This is a genomic window from Nakamurella sp. UYEF19 (assembly GCF_040546275.1).
In the GTDB taxonomy this organism is placed as follows: domain Bacteria; phylum Actinomycetota; class Actinomycetes; order Mycobacteriales; family Nakamurellaceae; genus Nakamurella.
The window spans coordinates 129,418-148,357 of the sequence record NZ_JBEPNO010000012.1 but is presented as its reverse complement, the minus strand read 5'-3'; the positions used below and the strand labels follow the sequence as shown (position 1 = coordinate 148,357).

At 68.6% G+C, this 18,940-nt stretch carries 19 protein-coding genes and 1 other RNA gene; 9 read left to right on the top strand and 11 right to left on the bottom strand.

Annotated elements, in window-relative coordinates:
- The first annotated feature begins 12 nt into the window (after positions 1 to 12).
- A complete protein-coding gene (locus tag ABIB25_RS17175; RefSeq protein WP_354529699.1) occupies positions 13 to 1,260 on the top strand; it encodes an ATP-grasp domain-containing protein in 1,248 nt (415 codons plus the stop codon).
- 19 nt (positions 1,261 to 1,279) lie between these two features.
- Here ABIB25_RS17175 and ABIB25_RS17170 read toward each other — a convergent pair whose 3' ends face one another.
- The 4 genes from ABIB25_RS17170 to ABIB25_RS17155 form a co-directional block, all read right to left on the bottom strand.
- The gene (locus ABIB25_RS17170) at positions 1,280 to 3,028 is read right to left on the bottom strand and encodes an alpha/beta hydrolase (protein WP_354529698.1); all 1,749 of its coding nucleotides are present in this window, start codon (positions 3,026 to 3,028) and stop codon (positions 1,280 to 1,282) included.
- A gap of 64 nt (positions 3,029 to 3,092) precedes the next feature.
- Positions 3,093 to 4,094 (bottom strand): DMT family transporter, encoded by a 1,002-nt coding sequence (locus ABIB25_RS17165; RefSeq protein WP_354529696.1) that lies wholly within the window; start codon positions 4,092 to 4,094, stop codon positions 3,093 to 3,095.
- A gap of 7 nt (positions 4,095 to 4,101) precedes the next feature.
- Complete coding sequence (locus tag ABIB25_RS17160; RefSeq protein ID WP_354529695.1) at positions 4,102 to 4,308, bottom strand: hypothetical protein; 207 nt, start codon at positions 4,306 to 4,308, stop codon at positions 4,102 to 4,104.
- A gap of 4 nt (positions 4,309 to 4,312) precedes the next feature.
- Positions 4,313 to 5,824 carry an RNB domain-containing ribonuclease gene (locus ABIB25_RS17155; RefSeq protein ID WP_354529694.1) on the bottom strand — a complete coding sequence of 504 codons (1,512 nt, stop codon included), beginning with the start codon at positions 5,822 to 5,824 and terminating at the stop codon, positions 4,313 to 4,315.
- A gap of 70 nt (positions 5,825 to 5,894) precedes the next feature.
- On the opposite strand from ABIB25_RS17155, the gene ABIB25_RS17150 reads away from it, so the two are divergent.
- Entirely contained in the window at positions 5,895 to 6,146 is a 252-nt protein-coding gene (locus tag ABIB25_RS17150) for a hypothetical protein (RefSeq protein WP_354529693.1), read from the top strand.
- A 32-nt stretch (positions 6,147 to 6,178) separates the two neighbouring features.
- On the opposite strand, the gene ABIB25_RS17145 is transcribed toward ABIB25_RS17150, so the two are convergent.
- Positions 6,179 to 6,985: a hypothetical protein gene (locus ABIB25_RS17145; protein WP_354529692.1), complete on the bottom strand. Its 807-nt coding sequence runs from the start codon at positions 6,983 to 6,985 to the stop codon at positions 6,179 to 6,181.
- Positions 6,986 to 7,216: 231 nt separating this feature from the next.
- Between ABIB25_RS17145 and ABIB25_RS17140 the strand changes: the two genes are divergently transcribed.
- The gene (locus tag ABIB25_RS17140) at positions 7,217 to 8,077 is read left to right on the top strand and encodes an ATP-grasp domain-containing protein (RefSeq protein ID WP_354529691.1); all 861 of its coding nucleotides are present in this window, start codon (positions 7,217 to 7,219) and stop codon (positions 8,075 to 8,077) included.
- Positions 8,078 to 8,175: 98 nt separating this feature from the next.
- Here the strand turns inward: ABIB25_RS17140 and rnpB are convergent.
- Positions 8,176 to 8,622, bottom strand: an RNA gene (gene rnpB / locus ABIB25_RS17135) — RNase P RNA component class A.
- Positions 8,623 to 8,703: 81 nt separating this feature from the next.
- Between rnpB and ABIB25_RS17130 the strand changes: the two genes are divergently transcribed.
- Positions 8,704 to 9,960: an ArsB/NhaD family transporter gene (locus tag ABIB25_RS17130; RefSeq protein WP_354529690.1), complete on the top strand. Its 1,257-nt coding sequence runs from the start codon at positions 8,704 to 8,706 to the stop codon at positions 9,958 to 9,960.
- A 21-nt stretch (positions 9,961 to 9,981) separates the two neighbouring features.
- Here the strand turns inward: ABIB25_RS17130 and ABIB25_RS17125 are convergent, their stop codons facing one another.
- The 3 genes from ABIB25_RS17125 to ABIB25_RS17115 are packed head-to-tail and all read right to left on the bottom strand — an operon-like array spanning position 9,982 to position 12,805.
- The gene (locus tag ABIB25_RS17125; RefSeq protein ID WP_354529689.1) at positions 9,982 to 11,169 is read right to left on the bottom strand and encodes a bifunctional RNase H/acid phosphatase; all 1,188 of its coding nucleotides are present in this window, start codon (positions 11,167 to 11,169) and stop codon (positions 9,982 to 9,984) included.
- A gap of 23 nt (positions 11,170 to 11,192) precedes the next feature.
- Positions 11,193 to 11,918, bottom strand: a complete 726-nt coding sequence (locus tag ABIB25_RS17120; RefSeq protein ID WP_354529688.1) for a zinc ribbon domain-containing protein — start codon at positions 11,916 to 11,918, stop codon at positions 11,193 to 11,195.
- Positions 11,919 to 11,923: 5 nt separating this feature from the next.
- Positions 11,924 to 12,805, bottom strand: coding sequence for a Nif3-like dinuclear metal center hexameric protein (locus ABIB25_RS17115; RefSeq protein ID WP_354529687.1), 882 nt, complete (start codon positions 12,803 to 12,805; stop codon positions 11,924 to 11,926).
- 137 nt (positions 12,806 to 12,942) lie between these two features.
- Here ABIB25_RS17115 and ABIB25_RS17110 point away from each other — a divergent pair, with 137 nt between their 5' ends.
- From ABIB25_RS17110 to ABIB25_RS17095, 4 genes are all read left to right on the top strand, one after another.
- Positions 12,943 to 13,434 carry a low molecular weight protein-tyrosine-phosphatase gene (locus ABIB25_RS17110; RefSeq protein ID WP_354529686.1) on the top strand — a complete coding sequence of 164 codons (492 nt, stop codon included), beginning with the start codon at positions 12,943 to 12,945 and terminating at the stop codon, positions 13,432 to 13,434.
- Positions 13,431 to 14,519: an SURF1 family cytochrome oxidase biogenesis protein gene (locus ABIB25_RS17105; protein WP_354529685.1), complete on the top strand. Its 1,089-nt coding sequence runs from the start codon at positions 13,431 to 13,433 to the stop codon at positions 14,517 to 14,519. Before ABIB25_RS17110 ends, ABIB25_RS17105 begins: the two co-directional genes overlap by 4 nt.
- A 2-nt stretch (positions 14,520 to 14,521) precedes the next feature.
- Positions 14,522 to 15,628: a glycoside hydrolase family 76 protein gene (locus tag ABIB25_RS17100; protein WP_354529684.1), complete on the top strand. Its 1,107-nt coding sequence runs from the start codon at positions 14,522 to 14,524 to the stop codon at positions 15,626 to 15,628.
- 406 nt (positions 15,629 to 16,034) lie between these two features.
- Positions 16,035 to 16,649 (top strand): peptide deformylase, encoded by a 615-nt coding sequence (locus ABIB25_RS17095; protein ID WP_502919830.1) that lies wholly within the window; start codon positions 16,035 to 16,037, stop codon positions 16,647 to 16,649.
- 27 nt (positions 16,650 to 16,676) lie between these two features.
- Here the strand turns inward: ABIB25_RS17095 and ABIB25_RS17090 are convergent, their stop codons facing one another.
- On the bottom strand, positions 16,677 to 17,222 hold the full coding sequence (locus ABIB25_RS17090) for a Clp protease N-terminal domain-containing protein (RefSeq protein WP_354529683.1): 546 nt from the start codon (positions 17,220 to 17,222) through the stop codon (positions 16,677 to 16,679).
- A gap of 2 nt (positions 17,223 to 17,224) precedes the next feature.
- Positions 17,225 to 17,473, bottom strand: a complete 249-nt coding sequence (locus ABIB25_RS17085) for an RNA polymerase subunit sigma-70 (RefSeq protein ID WP_354529682.1) — start codon at positions 17,471 to 17,473, stop codon at positions 17,225 to 17,227.
- 302 nt (positions 17,474 to 17,775) lie between these two features.
- On the opposite strand from ABIB25_RS17085, the gene ABIB25_RS17080 reads away from it, so the two are divergent.
- Complete coding sequence (locus ABIB25_RS17080) at positions 17,776 to 18,921, top strand: Kelch repeat-containing protein (RefSeq protein ID WP_354529681.1); 1,146 nt, start codon at positions 17,776 to 17,778, stop codon at positions 18,919 to 18,921.
- Positions 18,922 to 18,940 lie beyond the last annotated feature (19 nt).

Below are 18,940 nucleotides of genomic sequence, written 5' to 3'. Positions count from 1 at the left end.
AGGATGGCGGCCATGACGACCGCTCGCCGCGACTCGACCAACCACCTGATCGGCCTGCTGCTGGGTACCGAGGACGACTGGCCGCAGGCGTTCGAAACGCTGACCAGACGGCTCGGCGCGGTCAGCCACCGCGGCCGGGAGCACCAGATCAGCACCGAACGGCTGACCATCGAACCGTTCGACCTCCGTGATCCGGTCCGGCACGACGTCATCATCGACCGTCTCGCCTGGTGGTACTACCACCCCCGGGAGTGGCTCAAGAAGGCCGCACTGGTCAACGACACCTATTTGCTGAACAACCCTTTCACCTTCCAGGCGATGGAGAAGCACTCCGCCTACTGCGCGATGATCCGGCTCGGGTTCGACATCCCGAGCACCGTGCTGGTGCCCTACAAGAACCCGCTCGACCACGAGAAGTGGGCCTACACGGCCGGCACCTACAACCTGCCGTTCGAACTCGACGAGGTGGCCGAGCGGGTCGGCTACCCGATGTACATGAAGCCGTTCGACGGTGGGGCATGGCGCGGCGTCTCGCGTGTCGACGATGTCGACGCGCTGCACAAGGCCTATGACGAGTCGGGCCAGATGTTGATGCACCTGCAGGCCGCGGTGTCCCCGTTCGACGCCTTCGCCCGGTCGCTGACCATCGGCCCGGAAACGAAGATCATGAAGTTCCGTCCGGAACTGCCGATGCACGACCGGTACGAGGTCGCCCACTCCTTCCTGCCACCCGAAGCAGGCATGGAGATCCTGACGTTGTCCCGGACCATCAACGCGTTCTTCCGATGGGAGTTCAACTCCTGCGAGGCCCTCGTCACGGGCACCAGGGTCCAGCCGATCGACTACGCCAACGCCTGCCCCGACATCGCCATCACCTCGCTGCACTACTACTTCCCGTGGGCGATCACCCAGCTGATCTCCTGGTCGGTGTTCTGCGCCGTCAGCGATCGGCGGCCACGGGTGGACACCACGTCACGGGAGTGGTTCGACGTAGCCGACGACCCTGACCTGTCGTGGAATGACAAGCTCGGTCGTTACGGACTTCTCGCCGACCAGTACTTCCAGGCCGACGAGTACCGCGAGTTCTGCTCCACCTCGCTGGCCTCGCTACCGGCGCTCGTCCGCGACTGGATCGACTCCGCCGATTTCGACGACCTGCTGGTGGAGACGGTCAAGAAGACCTACCCGCAGTCCGAGCACGACCGCTTCCTGGCCCACTTCCGCGGGTTGATGAGCCTCTGGGTCAGCGACAACCGCTGACCGGCACGGCCGGGGACGATCAGCTGCACTTCGCATCGGTGCCGGGCAACGTCAGGTCGATCAGATAGGCGTTGCCGGCCGCGTCGACGCACTTGCTACCGGCCGTCAGGTACGCCGTGTGCCGGGTGCCTTGATAGGTGATCAGGTTGGCCCCGAGTTGCTTGGCCAGGTGCACGCCGGCCGCGTACGGGGTGGCCGGGTCGCCGGTCGTCGAGATGACGACCACCTTCGGCAGTCCCGGAACCTTCAGGATGTGCGGCTCCAGGGTCGGGGGGACCGGCCAGTACGCACAGACGTCCGGGATGTTCGCCGGCGGATCACCACTGTCCTCGAACGGCGCCGCAGCCGCCTCCTCCGCATTGAGCTTGGTCACGTCGCCCGGGTCGGTCATCCGGGGTCCGTCCACGCATCGGATCGCGTTGAAGGCGTCGGGTTTCCGCGTGTACTTCCCGGCCGTGGTGCGGCCGTAGTAGTCGTCCGCCTGCGCCATCAGGCCGGCGCCGTTGCCGTTGACCAGCGCGGTGACGGCCGTCGTCAGGTCGGGCCAGTTGGCGTTGTCGTAGAGGACGTTGCCGACCGCGAGGGTGGCGTCGCTGTAGGACAGCACCCGGCCGTCGGCCAGCGGCAGCGGCTTGTCCAACAGCGGCCGGGTCAGCGACTGGAAGACAGCCGTCGCCTTCTGCGGATCGGTCCCGAGCGGACAGGTGCTCTGCTGGGCGCAGGAGGTCGCGTAGGCGATGAAGGCCTGCTGGAAACCCTTGACCTGGTTGAGGGAATCGGTGGCCGGATCCTCGTCGGGATCGACCGCCCCGTCCAGGATCATCGCTCTGACGTTCCCGGGGAACTCCTCGGCGTAGACCGAGCCGATGCGGGTCCCGTAGGAGAAGCCTGCGTAGGTCAGCTTGTTGTCACCCAGTGCGGCCCGCGTGACGTCCAGGTCCCTGGCCACATCGCGGCTGCCGACATTGGCCAGGAACTTCTTGGCGTCGACCCCACCGGCTGCGGTCGCGCTCAGGCACTCGTTGATGTAGGTCTTCGACTGGTCGTTGGCCTGCACCACCTGGGCGGCGGTTTCGGATCGGATCGGGTCGGCCCTGGTGGCATCGAGCTGCGCGTCGGTCTGGCACTGGATCAGCGGGATCGACGACCCGATACCGCGGGGGTCGAAGCCGACCAGGTCGAAGCGCTGGTTGAGCTGCTTGGCAATCCCGTAGGCGGCCACCTGGCTGACGAACGACATGCCGGACACCCCAGGTCCGCCGGGGTTCATCAGCAGCGAGCCGATCCGGGCCGAGGAATCGGTGGCGACCTTGCGCAGCAAGGCGACCTGCACGGTGGGCCCGGTCGGATCTGCGTAGGCCATGGGCACCGTCATTCGGGCGCACTGCAAGGCCGCCGACGCATAGATACGCAGGTCCGAGGCGTTCGTGGCGTAATCGCCGCAACTGCCCCATGACAGTTTCTGGCTGTAGAACTTCTCCAGGCCTGCAGGCACCGCGCTCGGCGCTCCGGTCCCCGACGAGGTGGTCCCGGGAGCGGCAGTCGCGCTGGACCCCGAGCTCGACTGGCTCGGCAGCACGCTCGGCTGGGTGATCTGACCGGTGGGGTCACCGGTGGACGTGCCGGTCGCTGCCGTGACAGTGCCGGCGGGGAGTGCAGAACCGGCAACGCCGGTGGTGCAGGCCGCCACCAGAACGAGCGTGCCCACCAGGCCTACCAACTTGACGGTGTGACGGGACCGGGACCGACTGCGTCGCGACGAGAGCATGCCCTCGATCATTCCATCGCGGTCTGTGGGCGGGTCGTGACCGCTGCGTGAGCCGCGCCGGTGTTCAGGCCTTCGTGGGCGCCGGTTGGGTAGCTTTCTCGTCCTGGGCAGCCGCCGGGGCCACCGGCTCGGCGCCGATCGCCTGCACCTTGGCCTTCGCCTCGTGCCAGGAGAGTCCGGTGACCGCCGCGGCGATCACCAGCGCCCCGAACCACTGGGTACCGGTGAGGACGCCGCCCGCGGTGCCGGACCCGAGGGCGATCCCGACCATCGCGCCGGTCAACGGGTAGGCCAGTTCGGCCAGCGTCGCCCGGGAGGCAGCGGTGCGGCGCAGGCCGATGTAGTACAGGACCATCGCGAGCAGACCGGGCACCAGGGCGAGCCCGACGACTGCCCCGCTGCTGCCGAGATCCGGTACCCAGAAGGTGTTCCCGGACAACAGCACGATGAATCCCGCAGCCGGCAGGCCGAAAAGGAACCTCAGGGTGGTCAGTTCGACGGGCTCCAGGTTGGCGGCGGCCAAGCGCCCGAGGACGGTTCCGCCGGCCCACAGCACAGCCGCGCCGAGCGCGAGGAGCACCACGCCGATGCGCGAGATGGTCACGTCGAACGGGTCGGGGAAGGCCAGCAGCCAGACCCCGACGACGGCCGGAACGGCGAAGATCACGAACCGGGTCCGGACCTTCTCGCCGAGCAGGAGGACTGCTCCGGCGATCGCGAACAGCGGCTGCAGATGCTGCACCACCACCGGTGTGACGTAGTCGCCGTGTTCGGCGGAGAACTTGAAGGCCAGGGTGAACAGGGTGGTGGCCACGGCGGACGCACCGGCCCCGATGGCCACCACGGCGGCGCGCGTCCGGTTGTCCGACCGTTTCAGCGCCCGCAGCGACCGCGGCAGGAACGGGAGCAGCACCAGAACCAGCACCACGTGCTCGGCGAAGACCAGCGTCGGGGCCGACACCTGTTGCGCCAACCCGCGTCGGAACAGCGCATCCGTCCCCCACAGGCCGGCGCCGAGTGCCACCAGCCAGGTCAGATCGCGAGCCCGCCTACCGAAGATCGTCACACGGCCTTCAGCGTTCGCCGCCGTCCCGCCATTCCCGATCCTGTGTCGACTTCACTTCTTCACGGTCCCGGACGCTCTGCAGCGCGTTCGCCGCCGATTCACGGTCGGGGTACGGACCGAGGAGTTCCTTGGCCTTGCTCTGACCCTCCTCCTCGACCTCGTGCGTCTTGAGGTTGTAGTAGAAAGCGGTGTTCTGTCCGATCTCGTCGCCCATGGGATCAGCCTGCCACGGGTCGGATCGTCGTGCCGGGTGCGGGCGGCCCGGTGACGGGACCGACCGGCTCGACGGCCGGCGCAAGCAGGGGTGTGACGACGAACCCGCCGTTGTCCTGGTCAACCGAGACCAGGCGCACCTGGTGGACCTCCCCCTCCTTCAGCCCGGCCGCGGGGCAGTGGGCCCGGACCGGTGGTTCGTGCAACAGGACTACCGCGCGGTCCTTGTCGGTGTCGATCTGCAGCACGGTCGCGGTGAACTCGTCACCTTTCCGCCCGGCCAGCAGGAACACCGAGACGGCTGTGGTGCAGCCGCGATCGAGTTCCGAGGCCAGCCGAGACGAAGCCGTCATCACCTTCGGCAACTCGGTGAGCGCAGCCGAAGCCCATTGCGGCACCGGGGTTCCGGCGTGCAGCGCGAGGCATACCTCGGTCGCGTATCGGTCGACCAGCCGGCGCAGGGGGGCCGTCACGTGGGCGTAGGCGGCGCCAACGCCGGCGTGCAGCGGTTGATCGGGGACCTGCCCGGAGAACGGGGTGTAGCCCGCCCCGCGGAGCAGGTGCACCGCATCGTCGAGGAACGCGGACACCGCGGGCGCGGAGGCGTCCAGTCCGGCGATGAGGTCCCCGGCGGGCATCCCGGCCGGCCAGTCGATCTGCAGAGCGGCGGCCGAGGCCCGCAGCAGCCGGATCTCCTTCTCGGCGGCCGGCGGGAGAGTGCGGAGCAGTCCGATCCGGCCGGCCAGCATGATCTGCGCGGCGCACATCCCGGTGAGCAGGCTGATCTGGGCGTTCGCCTTCTCGATCTCGGTCTGCGCGCGCAGATCCAGGGTCCAGTGACCTGTGGTTCCATCGCTCACCGGGACCACCTCCGCGTCCGGCAGGTCCAGGGTGATGGCGTGCCTGGTGCGTAACGCCTCCTCGCGCAGGCGCCCGATCTCGGGCAGCAACTTGATGGAGGGGTGGAGGGTGCCGGCGTCCAGATCGCGCTGGACGCCGATGTAGTCGAGCCGGGCCACGGATCGAACGAGCGCGCGCCCGAGGTCGACGGCCACCGGCTCGCCGTCCGGCCCGAGGTCGATGGTCCACAACACCGCCGGCCGGTTCTGGTCAGGAAGCAGGCTGGCAGCGCCCTCTGACAGCTCCCGCGGGTGCAGCGGGGTGGCTAGATCAGGGCTGTACAGCGTCTCTCCGCGCCGCCAGGTCTCCTTCGCCAACGGCCCCTCGGGCGAGACGAACGAGGCGACGTCGGCAATCGCGTAGTGCACGCGGTATCCGTCGCCCCTGGTCTCCAGGTGCATGGCCTGGTCCAGGTCCATCGATCCGGCGGGATCGATCGTCACCAGCGGGAGATCGGTCCGATCCGTCGGCGGGACGGGCGGCGAGGCCGCGGCGGCCACCGCTTCGGAGACTGCGTCGGCCGGATAGTCGGACGGAATTCCGAGGCGCGTCCGGACGGCCTGGAAGTCGATCGCGACCGGCGCGCCAGAGGGGGTGAGTACTCGACGGTTGGGCACCGGCACAGGCTACTGGCCGCGAATTCCGGTCGCCTCTCGCCTGGCAGGCGATTCCGACTATCGTGGACAGATGATCGAATGGGAGAGGTACCAGGTCGATCGACGTTACTTCACGGCCACCGGCAAACATGGTGTCATCGAACGGTTTCCGACCATCTGCCCGAACGGCCACCCGCTCGGCCCCGACACCATGCTGGTCGCCGCCCACCCGTGCCTGTGCATCAGCCACGGCCATCGCATCTGGCGATGCTGGACCTGCGACGCGGTCTGGACCAGACCGCCGTGCTCCCGTCATCCGGAGTGGACGCCGTGGTCAGGATGATCGATCTCAGACGTCGGCCGGCGTCGCTCGGGTCAGCCGTAGTGGTAGATCCAGCCGCCGCCGACGGAGTCCATGAGGACCACCGTGCCCTTGACGGAGCTGACGTCGAGCGCGATCTTGCCCGAGTACACCTTCCCGGGCGCCAGATCTTCCGAGTACGGGAAGCCGGTGGTGCGGGTGATGCAATCCCCGGCTGCCGTGCTCGTGGTGCCGACCTCGGCGACGTTCTTGGCGTTGAAGGCCGTCCAGAACTCCCCGGTGAAACCGATCCGGGAATTGCCGAGGTCGTCGGCGGAAGCATCACCGAGCTGCACCCGGACGCTGAGGATCAGGAAATGACCGTTCACCGGCTTGGTCGGTGTCTCACAACGCCCGTTGATCGTGGCCGAGTCGACGACGAACCGCAGCGCAGTGGTCTTCTCCTTCGTCCAGGTGATCTCGTACGGCTTGCCCAGCCCGGCCTCCAGGTTCCCGAACGAGTTGATCTTCGACTTGACCTTGCTCTGGGCGGGGATCAGCCACTTGATCGCGGGCGGGGTGGCTGTTGGTGTCTTGCTCGGCGTGGTCTTGGTCGGGGTTGGCGTGGGGGTCGAAACGGACGGCGCGCTCGGAGTGCTCGACTCTTCCGCCGCCGAAGTGGGTGGCCGGCTCTCAGGCGTCCGGCCGTCGGAGGTCCGAGTCGAGGAGATGGCTGCGCCGGCGACCGGGCTGGCATCGCCGGCCACCGACCTGGCACAGCCGGCCGTCACGAGAGTTCCCGCGATCGTCGCAAGGACCAACCACCGCCCGCGACCTCGCTCGACCTTCGTGCCGCTGCCCGCTGTGACCCACCGATTCACTGCTGTCCCACCCCTGTCGTTGCTGGTCCGTCGTTGTCGTCCTCCGCTGCGGAGCCCTGTCTTGCAGAATAACGGCGCTCACGACCCTCCGGGCCGACCGGCAAGCCCTCCCCGCGCTGCCTGCACCTTGATGTCCGAATTGCCGCTTTCGCGGCATCGTTTTCGGGTGGAGCGAACTGAGCTGGCCACGTCGAGCTTGACTCGCAGTCCGTCGTGCGGGCCAATGCAGGCATGAGCCCGGACCCGGAATTCACCAGGCTGGCGCTGTACGCGCGAAGCGATGACGTCCGGGCGGGCCTCCGCTGGGCGGCCGAACGCGTCGGCCTGACGGTGGTCGATCTGACGGCGGATCCGTCGTCGGTCGCCGCGGCGGTAGGCCCAGGAACGGCGGTGCGGGCTCCCGGAGGCCTGGTGTCATCGGCCATGGCTGGTAGCGCTGTGACAGCTGATGGCGCGGTGATCACGCTGGCCGGTCCGACCCCGGAGTGGTTCGCGAGTCTCGGTCCAGCCGTCACCGGGCGCCAGTGGGTGCTGTGCACCCCAACCGAAGCCCGGTCGATGGTGCAGGACTCCCCGACCTTCGTAAAACTGGCCGACGGCAAGCACCCGGGTTTCCCAGCCCGACGGCTCCGGTCTGCGGAAGTCCTCGACGAGGCGGTCGCCGCCGTCGGCGGCTCGCCGGACGTGGAACTGCTGGTCACGAAGGAGTGGCTGGCCATCGACTCGGAGTACCGGATCTTCACGGTCACTCGGGAGGTCACCGCGGCCTCGCCGTACCGCGTGCAGGACGAGCCGTGGTCGCCGCTCCTGCGCACCCATCGCGCCTCGTTCCACGACGAGGCCGCTGAATGGGCCCATCAGTTCCTGTCCGGGTTGGACGCCGATTCGGTGCCCCCGGCGGCGGTGCTCGACATCGCGCGTCTGGACGACGGCCGGTTCGTGCTCCTGGAGGTCAACCAGACCTGGGGCGCCGGTCTGTACGGATGTGACCCCGCAGGAGCTCTCCGCGCGGTACTCGCCGCCAACTCGGCCGGTGCTCCGGGACCAGATGGCCGCTGGCTCTGGAGGCCGGACCGGCACCTCCGCTACTGACGCAGCCCCGGCAGCTACTCGCCCGCGAGCTCCGGTGTCCGAATTGCCGCTTTCGCGGCATCGTTTTCTGGTCGTCTACTCGCCCCACAGGAGATGGGTGGACGAGTTGGTCTGTAAGCCGGGTCCTGTTCCCGGGGGCCTCTCGGCGATCCCGTTCGGCGACCATCCATCTCGGCGGGCCGTTGCCGGCACGCTCCAGCGGTTCACCCGCAGACTCGGACGGGCCGCCCTCGAACGCCTGCGCACACCACCCCGCCCGCCGCAGCGGGAAAGGGTCGCGCTCTCAACCTTGCTCCGGGTGGGGTTTACCGAGCCGCGCCGGTCACCCGGCACGCTGGTGGTCTCTTACACCACCGTTTCACCCTTACCCCGCGCCGCCGACCCGAAGATCGACAACCCGTGGCGGTCTGTTCTCTGTGGCACTTTCCCGCGGCTCACGCCGGGTTGCCGTTGACAACCACCCTGCCCTGTGGAGCCCGGACTTTCCTCGGCGGAACACCGATCGGCAAGCCGATCGAGCCCGACGCGGTCGCCCGACCAACTCGTCCGGGCCGAACTGTACCGGGGTTCGCGTCGGGCGAGCGGCCGGTAGTGTCCTGCCTCGTGAATCGCGCGACGAGCCCACGGTGAGCCCTGTCGCAGCGAGCATTCTCGGGGTCGTCCTACTTCTCGGCACGCTGGCCTTCGCGATCATCCGCCCGAAGGGATTACCCGAGGCGGTCGCCGCCGTCCCGGCCGCCGCCATCGCGCTGGCTGCCGGGCTCATCAGCTGGCACGGCGCCGGGGAGACAGTCGCTCGGCTCGGCTCGACGATCGGATTCCTCGCCGCGGTCCTGGTGATCGCCCACCTCTGCGACGTCGACGGGGTGTTCCGGTGGCTCGGCGGGGTGATGGCCGCTCGCAGCCGGTCCGACCCCGGTCGGCTCCTGGTCCTCGTCTTCGTCGTCGCCTCGCTGACCACCGCTGCACTGAGCCTGGACGCCACCGTCATCCTGCTGACGCCTGCGGTGCTCGCCACCATCAGGCGACTCAAGGTGAAGCCGGCGCCCCACGTCTACGCGACCGCGCACCTGTCCAACACCGCGTCACTGGTGCTGCCGGTCTCCAACCTCACCAACCTGCTCGCCTTCCAGGCGTCCGGCCTGACGTTCGTCGGCTTCGCCGGTCTCATGGTCGGACCCTGGATCGCCGCGATCGCAGTGGAATACCTGGTCTTCCGGTTGTTCTTCGCCAAGGACCTGGTGAAACCTGAACCGGCCGAACAGGAACAGCGGGTCGAGGCCGTCGAACTACCGAAGGTCACCCTGATCCTGCTGGCCCTGATCCTGGCCGGATTCGCCGCCGGCCCACTCCTGCACGCGGAGCCGGCGCTGGTCGCCGCCATCGGCGCAGTGGTGATGGCGATACGGGCGATGATCCGCGGCCAGGTCGGGATCGTCTCGGTGATCCGGGAGGCCAATCCGCTGTTCCTTGCCTTCGTCGCCGCGCTCGGGATCGTCGTCGATGCGGCGACGGGGCACGGATTGCAGGGCGCGCTGACCTCGTTGCTGCCCAGCGGTCAGGGGCTGTTGGATCTGCTCGTGCTGGCCGGCATCGCCGCGGTGCTCTCCAACCTGGTCAACAACCTGCCGGCCACCCTTGTCCTGCTCGCCGCCCTTGGCGACCACCCGCACGCGGCACCGGTGCTCGCCGTCCTGATCGGGGTGAACATCGGCCCGAACCTCACCTACACCGGATCGCTGGCCACCCTCCTGTGGCGCCGGGTGCTGCTGAGCCACTCGACCTCGCCGTCGCTCGGCCGGTTCACCCGCCTCGGACTGCTGACCGTCCCGACGACTCTCGTCGCCGCGGTGGCCGTCCTGTGGGCCGCCACGTTGATCTGAGAAAGCTTGTGAGACTGCGTGTCACCCGGTCAGGTGGCCGGTCTCATTGACCGCCCAGACGACGGTGGCGCCGTTTCCGTCGGTGGTGAAGCCGGACAGCGAGGCGGTGTCAACGCGCAGTCGATAGGCCGCGTCGGTCGGCACCCGGAGCGCGCTGGTCAGGATCATCTTGGTGCAGGCCGCATGCGTCACGAGCACCACCGTGTGTCCGCGGTAGAGCCGGACCACCTCGGCGAGCACCGGAGCGACCCGCTCGCGGATGTCGTTGAACGACTCGCCGCCGGGCGGCGCCGCGTCGGGATCGGACCGCCACACCGCGAACTCCCGCGGCCATCCGGACTCGATCTGAGTGGGATGCAGACCGGTCCACTCCCCCAGCAGACCGTCCACCAGCGACTCGTGCACCACCACGGGCGCACCGGCTGCGGCGCCGATCGCCTGGGCCGTCAACCGACACCGTTGCAACGGGGACGTCAGGACGACGCCCGGGCGGAGACGCTTGATCCGATCGGCCACCGAGGACGCCTGCTTGCGGCCGCGATGGGTCAGAGGCACGTCCTCCCGCCCGGCGAATCGGCCGTCGGCGCCCCAGGTCGTCTCACCGTGACGAACCACCACCACCCTGGTGTCACCGGTCGGGAGCGGGCCCGGAAGGACCGCGGCCGGGTCCGGCGTGCCCAGGGACTCGTCGGCAGCGTCAGGCTGCGGGGCTGCGTTCGCCTCCCAGGTGACCCCTCTGGCACCGGAGTCCATCGCCTCGTTGGCCAGACGGTCCGCGTGCGAGTTCTGCGCCCGCGGCACCCACGTCAGACTCACCGACTCGAACTTCCTGATCAGGCTGGACACCATGCCCGCCAACGGTTTCATGTCCGGGTGCTTCACCTGCCAGCGGCCGGACATCTGCTCGATCACCAGCTTCGAGTCCATCCGCACCGCGACCGTCGTGGCTCCGAGATCGCGAGCGGCTTCCAGGCCGGCGATCAGTCCGGAATACTCGGCGACGTTGTTGGTGGCCCTGCCGAGGTAGGCGGCGCGCTCGGCAAGCACGGTCGTGCCGTCGACGGCGAGGACCACGGCCCCGTATCCGGCCGGTCCGGGGTTTCCCCGCGAACCTCCGTCGGCGTAGAGCACGACCGAGGCATGCGACGGCCCGTCATCCATCGCCGAGTCTTTCGGAAGAGCGCCGTCCACCGGCACCTGGTCGGTCATCGGCGCCGGATCTCTTGTCGGGTTCACCACCGAATGAGGATCGCACCGCACTCGGGACAACGCACGACTTCGTCCGACGGCGCGCCCGCGATCGAGGAGAGCTCCACCCGGTCCAGGTCCATCCGGCACGCCTCGCACCGGCCGCCGTTCAGCTTGGCCGCGGCCACCTTGCCGGACTTGCGGATCCGCTCGTACAGCGCGACGAGATCGGCCGGGAGTGCGGCCAGCAACTCGGCCCGCGAGCTGCGGTGGGTCTTGAGTTCGTCATCGATGTCGGCGAACTTGTCGTCGCGGGAACCGGCCGCGGCGGTGACCTCGGCCTGCAGCAGATCGAACTGCGCCGTCACCTCCGCGAGCGCGGCGTCGGCGTTCTCCTTCTGCTCCATCAACTCGAGGGCTTCGTCCTCGAGGACCCCCTGACGCCGCCCGAGGGAGGTGATCTCGTGCTGCAGGTTCTCCAGATCCTTCGCATTGCCGGCACCGGCCGCAAGGCGCTGCGCGTCGCGCTCGGACCGGGCACGCACCTGATCGATCTCGTTGTCCAGCTTGCGGTTCGCCCGCTGCAGATCCCCGACCTCGGTCTCGGCGAGCACCTTCGTGTTCCGCAACTCGGCCAGCTTCTCGCTGCCGGCGGACAGGACGGCGAGTTCGGGCAGGGTCGCCCGGCGATGCTCGGCCGCGTTGATCGACTGATCGAACCCGGCCAGGTCCAGCAGACGGCGCTGGGCGAATGGATCAGCCTTCGGCACTGGCGTCAGAACCCTTCTGGAGTTTGTCCGGACGGACGATGAACAGTCCACGGATCGGTCCGCAGCGCGGAAACCGTGGTGGTGACGCTACCCGCCAGGGTCCCGTCCGCCACAGCCCCGGTGAGCAAGCATGCGGCTGCGGCGAGCCACGGCCACTCGCCCGCCCAGTGCGCGACCTCGACGACGGCCGGTGCACCCGGAGTCGCCAGGTGTTCCTGGACGACGTGATGTCGCAGATCGGACGTCAGATAGGCATCTGCCCCCACGGCGATGGCCGAGTCGAGTTCGGAGTCGCCCGCGCCGCCGCAGAGGGCCAGTGCCCGGACGACCCGGTCCGCATCGCCGGCGGACCGCACGCCGCTCGTCGTCGGCGGCAGCAGCTTCGCCACCCTCTCGGTGAGCTCGGCCAGGGTGCACGGCTCCGGCAGTTCGCCGACCCGGCCGGTGCCGGTCCGTCCGGCCTGCGGGTGACCGGCCGGCAGGGCGTCCGGAGGATCGGGCACCAACGGTCGCACCTGGGTGAGTCCCAGCAGAGCGGCGAGTACGTCGTTGACCCCGCCGACGGCCTTGTCCGCGTTGGTGTGCGCCGCGTAGTGGGCGATCCCGGAGCCGATCATCCGGTGCAGGAGCGCGCCCTTGGGTGTGTCGACCGCCACGGACTGGACCGGACGGAACAGGAGCGGGTGGTGCGTCAGCACCAACTGCGCCCCCAACTCTTCCGCCTGCGCCACCACGGCCAGATCCAGATCAACGGCGAGGAGCACTCCGGTGACGTCCGCCTCCGGGTCCCCGCAGGTCAGACCTATTCCGGTGTCCCAGCTCTCGGCCAGCGCCGGCGGGTACGCCGCCTCCAGCACGGCGATCAGGTCGCCGAGTCGAACCGTCATGGGGCCCTCCTGGTCTGTGGTGTGCTGTCCCTTCAGAACCCCCGCATCCTGCACCACATCGCAAACGGACGGGTCCGGACCGGCCGGGTCCCGCCGTCGGGCCGGACGATGCCGGCCGGGTGGGTGACAATGGAGCGGTGACTGGAAGCGACACCCGGACCCGGCCGCTGCAGGTGAGCGTGATCTGCAGCGGCAACATCTGCCGTTCGCCGATCGGTGAACAGATGCTGCGGGCCGCGGTGCAGGACGCCGGGCTCGAACATGCAGTGCAGGTCTCCAGCGCCGGGACGGGCAACTGGCACATCGGACACCCGGCCGATCGGCAGGCCCAGGCGGCATTGCGGCGGGCCGGGTACTCGTCCGATCACCGGGCGCACCAGATCACCGAGGACGAACTGACCACCATCGACCTGGCGCTCGCCGCCGATCGCGGGCATCTGCGTGCGCTGCAGCGGATGACTGCTGAACCGGACAAGGTGCGCCTGCTGCGGAGTTTCGATCCGAGCGCATCGGCGGATGAGATCCCCGATCCCTACCAGGGTCCGGACGCAGAATTCGACGAGGTGGTTGCCATGACGGCTGCGGCCATCCCCGGCGTCCTGGCCGAGATCAGGCGGCGACTGACATGACGGCGACCATCGAGAAGGGCAGCGCGGCAGCGCCTCGTCCCGCACGGTTCCGATTCCTGCTCAAGCCGGGTTGGTTGGGCGCCGTCGTGGCCGCGTTGGCCTTCACCGCCGCGTGCTGGATGGTTCTCGCGCCGTGGCAGTTCAGCCGGAACGCCGAGAACACCGCCACCAACAACTCGATCAGAACGGCGCTCACGGCAACACCTGTCGCAGTGCGACAGCTGCTGTCCACCACTACCCAACCGGACGACGAGGCGGTCTACAAGCCGGTCACCGCCACCGGGACCTTCGATCCGCAGAACACCTACTACGTGCGGCTGCGGCAGGACAGCCAGGGCAACCCGGTGTCCGAGGTGGTCCTCCCGATGAGGCTGACCGACGGCACGGTGTTGCTGGTCGACCGGGGGTATCGGTCGTTCGGCGACATCAAGGCGAACGTGCCGCTTCCGCCGGTGCCCAGTGGGCAGGTCACCGTGACCGGTCGCGTGCAGCAGGACCAGACCGACCCGGCCGGCCGGACGCCGAAACTCCAGGACGGCCTGAACCAGGCCTGGGCCGTCGACGCGGATTCGTTGGCCGGCATGGTGGGCACCACCGGCCCGGACGGAAACATCCTGCAGGGGTACATCCAGCTGGAAGCCGGTTCCCCCGGCGTGCTGGTCGAGATCGGGCTGCCGCAGACCGATGTCGGCCCGTACTTCTCGTATGCGTTGCAATGGTGCGCCTTCGGCGGGATGTCCCTGCTGGCAATCTGCTACTTCATCTTCCGGGAGGCGACCGACCCGCGCGGGCCCGACGAGCGGAACGTCTCCTACCCCGATCGCAGTCGCTATCCGGACGAGATCAGCCCGCCGCCCGGGAATCTGGAGCCGGCCGCCGTTCTGCCTCGACCCGATCCGGACGGGTTGCCCGAACAATCCTCCGCTGACGCGCGCCCCGCCCCGGCCGCGCCTGCGGCCGCCCGGGCAACGGCGGGCCTCGAAACCGCCGGCTCGCAACGCGCTGCCCCTGAGAAGAACTCGCGCCGGGGCAAGACCAAGCGTCCCGCCCGCGACGGTTTCGACCGATCGCAATTGTTCGACTGACGGTGGCCGACTGGGCATCCCGCGCCGAACAGGCGGAGAACGCCGTCACCCGGCGGCATCTACGCCGACTGGTCGGCCTGCCGGGTACCGCTCTGGGTGTGGTCCTCTGGCCCGCCACCCCAGGGCACCTGCTGTTCCTGCGATGGCACATCTGGTGGCAGGCCCACCTTCTCGACGTGCTGATCGATGCGTGGATGCGCGATCCGACTCCCGTCCGACGACGCCGGATCTCCCGGGTCGTCGCCTCCATCCGACTCCGGAACCTCGGCCGCTTCACCAACGACTACTACGACGACATGGCCTGGATCGGGCTTGCTCTGCTGCGGGCCGAGAAGGCGGGCAGTGGCGATGCCGTTGCGCTGCGGGTGATCTGCACCAGAATCCTCGATGCCTGGTCGCCGCCGATGGGCGGCATTCCGTGGCGCACCGGCGAGGAGTTCTTCAACGCTCCCGCGAACGGTCCGGCGGCGATCCTGCTGGCCCGGACGGGATTCCGGCATCGTGCGCAGCAGATGGCCGACTGGATGGACACCAACCTGCGACTACCGGGCAGTGACCTGATCGCCGACGGATTTCATCCCGGGGAGCAGCTCAAACCCACCTACTTCACCTACTGCCAGGGGGTGGTGCTGGGCGCCGAACTGCAACTCGTCCAGCAGGACGATTCCAGCGACCACTCACGGATCCACCGTCTCGTGGCGGCGATCGATCGGGAACTGGCGGTTGCCGGGGTGCTGTTGGGCCATGGCGGTGGTAACGGCGGACTCTTCACCGGGATCCTGATGCGGTACCTGGCTCAGGTTGCCATCTCGTTGCCGGGCCGGGACGTCGAGGATGTCCAGACCCGTGAGATGGCTGGACACCTGGTGTTGGCCTCGGCGGAAGCGGCCTGGGCACAACGGGTCTCGGCCCCGGCTGGCCCACTGTTCGGACCTGACTGGCGCATCCCAGCCCTACTCCCGGGCCGCGGGCGCGCCGGACGCACCTCGGGTGCGACCGTCGAGGAGTCCGACCAGCCGGAACGGGACCTGTCGGTCCAACTCTCCGGCTGGATGCTGATGGAGGCCGCCGCGCTTCTCGAGCGCACCGGCCGGGTTGCTGCGGAATGACTGCACTCTCCCTGCAACCCACAGGTTTCCTCGCCATGACGAACCGCAGTAGCCGAGTCAGGCGGTCAGGACACAAGCCGGACAGGAAGTCCGTGATCGGCAGCATTGCGAGGCAGTGCACCATCCAGCGTCCAAGCCGTTGTCCGAAGGCGCTGCGCGAGGCAGATGTAGGCCGACGTTGGCGACTTTGTACGGCAGGACGGACGGAGCGTGGAGCTCCTGACCAGCGTCCAGCCAATCCGCGAACCGAGGCGATACTTATCGTTCTGAATGGAGTGAGGCAGCGAAAGAGGACAGCTCAGCGACAATTCGGCCGTCGGTGACGCAGCCTGACGTCTCGATGATCCGCACCCGGGGGTCCAACAGGCGTGCCCGCAAGCCGGCCAGCGCCCACTAACCTGCAGGGGTGCCACTGAACTCTGCCGTCGAGCAACTGCTGTCCGGCCCCCGTCCCCTGCCCATCGTCGCCGCCGGCGACTCGGTGCTGCGTCGGCGGGCGGAGCCCTACGACGGTAGCCTCTCCGCTGACGTGTTGGCCGATCTGATCACCGCCATGCGCGAGACCATGCTGGCTGCACCGGGTGTCGGGCTGGCCGCCCCGCAGATCGGGCTCGGCGTCCAGCTGGCCGTCCTGGAGGACCTGGCCACCCTCCCGTCCGAGGCCGCCCGCGTTCGTGATCGGTCGCCGCTGCCGTTCCGGGTGCTCGTCAATCCCTCCTACCGCACCGTCGGTGACGACGTCGCGGCGTTCTACGAGGGGTGTCTGTCCGTGCCGGGCTACCAGGCGGTGGTCGAGCGGCCCAGCGCCGTCCACCTGGTTGCCACCGACGAAAACGGCGCCCCCGTCGACGAGGTGGTCAGCGGGTGGGCCGCCAGGATCGTTGCCCACGAGACCGACCATCTGCACGGGACCCTCTACCTGGACAAGGCTTTCACCCGCTCACTGACCACCAACGACAACTACCTGCGCCGCTGGGCGACGCCGACACCGCTTGCGGCTCGGGCTGAACTCGGCTTCTGACCCGGCCACCGCGAGACCTCGCTGGGCTCAGGCGGCGCGGGGCGTCAGGAGGGCGACGACCCCCGCACGAAGGGAGGTGAGGTCGATACCGCAGTCACGCAGGAGGCCGGCGCCTCGATCACGGCCCTCGTCGATGATGCCCAGCAGTAGGTGACCCGTCGAGATCTCGCTCGACTGCAGCGCGACCGCTGATCTGAGTGCGAGTTCGAGCGACTGCTTGGCGCCGAAGCTGAGCGGGATGTGACCCTGCAGCCGACGTCGACCCGGCGGTGCATCGAGGGCGCCCGCCCCGAACCGCTCCTCCGCGGCCCGCCGGACGGTCTCGAGATCGATCCCGAGCCCGGCCAAGGCAGAACCGTCGAGTGCACGGCCGGCCGACATCGTGTGATGCCTGCGCACGGTGGCTGCATCCAGACCTACTGCCCGCAACGCACGGGAGGCGGTGTCGTCCCCCGGGCCGGCGAGCCCGATCAACAGATGGTGGGTTCCGATGTTCGGTTCCCGCGTCGTCCTGGCCTCCTCCTGCGCGAGCACCACCACCGTCCTGGCCTCGTGGCTGAATCGTTCGAACATGGCTACCTTTCCTTTCCGAAGAAGTGACGCTCGGCGTGGCTGTACTTCTTGTGGACCGCCTGACGGCTGACCCCGATGTGCGAGGCGATCTCCTGCCAGGACCAGCCCAGATCGCGGGCCTGCCCGACCTGCAACGTCTCGAGCCGGTCAGCGAGCTCGCGCAGCGCGCGCACCGCGCGAAGCCCCTCCGCCGGATCGCCGCTGCTCGCCGCCTGCGCGAGGTCGGTTCCTGTTGTCGTGTTGTCCGTCATGTTGTCAATGTAGATTGACAATGCGGATCTGTCAATGCAGATTGACGCTTGATCCGCGCAACCCCTGGCCCGCCGTGCGCCGTCTGGTCGTCATGGACGGACGCGGAACGGTGCGGCGACGGGCCGGACGTCATGGCCGGGCAGCCATGGCTCTCCTTGCCACCGCTGCACTGGTCGCCGGCTGTGCGGGGCAGAGCGCGAGGACCGGAAGTACTGCAACCACCGGCGCGAGTAGTGGAATTACCAGTAGCACAAGCACTCTCGCTGCATCCGGCGGAGGTACGACCAACACGCCACGACCGGTGTTCCGGCACCCACGGTGGTCGGCACTCCCGGACGCGCCGATCGTCGGACGGGAGAACGGGGCCAGCGCCTGGACCGGCACGGCGTGGATCATCTGGGGCGGCAACACCATGCAGACCAGCAAATATTTCGCGGACGGCGCCTCCTACGATCCGGCGACTCGCGCCTGGACCACCCTGCTTACGGCGCCGATCGGTGCGCGATCAGGCGCCGTATCGGTGTGGACCGGCACCTCCCTCTTCGTCTGGGGAGGTCAGGACGCCACAGGCGGCCCACTGGAGGACGGCGCGCTGTACACGCCTGGCACACGCTCCTGGATCAGGGTGGCTACGCCGCCGAACCTCCCGCGCGCAGATTCATCGCACCGACTGTCCGTACAGGCGGTCTGGACCGGGTCACGCGTGGCGCTGGTCGTCGTCCTCGATGGCGAGACCTCCGCATTTGTCCGGTTCTACGATCCGCAGACGAATTCCTGGACCGCGGAGACAGCAGTCCGACTCGATCCGCACCATCATGCGCAACTGGTGACCAGTGCTGCCATTGGATCTTCGGTCTATCTCTTCGTCTACTGGCTCGACAGCCATCCGGTCGGCAACAACACCACCGAGTCGACCTTCGGTACTGACGGCTTCACTCTGGACGGAAACGGACAGTCGACCTCGAACCGTCTGGCATCGAAGGCGGGCACGGTGGCCCCCAGGATCCTGGCCCTGGGATCGACCTCCGGATCGAACCTGCTCTTCCCGGCCGGACAGCCCTACTGCGGGTTCTGTGCGGGGCCCTACCGCTTCAATCTGCACTCGGTGTTGGCCGACCCTGCCACCGGAACGCTGACGGAACTCCCCCACGGACCCGACGACGATCTGAGTGCCGACTTCCTGTGGACCGGCAACTCCCTGTTGGCCTACGACACGAGTACCTGCACCACCACGCCGGGCGGTAGGGCCACCTACCCCGGAGGCGCCTCGACATACGACCCCGCGACCAGAGGGTGGCGGGCGTTGCCTTCAGCGCCGCTGGCCGGAGCCGGCTTCTCGACGTGGACCGGATCGGCTCTGCTCGAATGGGGCGAGATGTACGAGCCGAAGACGGCCAACACGGGGAAGACACGGTTCCGGACCTCAGGTCTGGAACTCACCGGCTGACTTCGGGCGGCAGCAAGCC

Excerpts from the sequence above, each read along its gene's own strand:
- ABIB25_RS17175 (WP_354529699.1), top strand. The coding sequence starts at position 13 with ATGACGACCGCTCGCCGCGACTCGACCAACCACCTGATCGGCCTGCTG.
- ABIB25_RS17170 (WP_354529698.1), bottom strand. The coding sequence starts at position 3,028 with ATGCTCTCGTCGCGACGCAGTCGGTCCCGGTCCCGTCACACCGTCAAG.
- ABIB25_RS17160 (WP_354529695.1), bottom strand. The coding sequence starts at position 4,308 with ATGGGCGACGAGATCGGACAGAACACCGCTTTCTACTACAACCTCAAG.
- ABIB25_RS17150 (WP_354529693.1), top strand. The coding sequence starts at position 5,895 with ATGATCGAATGGGAGAGGTACCAGGTCGATCGACGTTACTTCACGGCC.
- ABIB25_RS17140 (WP_354529691.1), top strand. The coding sequence starts at position 7,217 with ATGAGCCCGGACCCGGAATTCACCAGGCTGGCGCTGTACGCGCGAAGC.
- ABIB25_RS17125 (WP_354529689.1), bottom strand. The coding sequence starts at position 11,169 with ATGACCGACCAGGTGCCGGTGGACGGCGCTCTTCCGAAAGACTCGGCG.
- ABIB25_RS17115 (WP_354529687.1), bottom strand. The coding sequence starts at position 12,805 with ATGACGGTTCGACTCGGCGACCTGATCGCCGTGCTGGAGGCGGCGTAC.
- ABIB25_RS17105 (WP_354529685.1), top strand. The coding sequence starts at position 13,431 with ATGACGGCGACCATCGAGAAGGGCAGCGCGGCAGCGCCTCGTCCCGCA.
- ABIB25_RS17090 (WP_354529683.1), bottom strand. The coding sequence starts at position 17,222 with ATGTTCGAACGATTCAGCCACGAGGCCAGGACGGTGGTGGTGCTCGCG.
- ABIB25_RS17085 (WP_354529682.1), bottom strand. The coding sequence starts at position 17,473 with ATGACGGACAACACGACAACAGGAACCGACCTCGCGCAGGCGGCGAGC.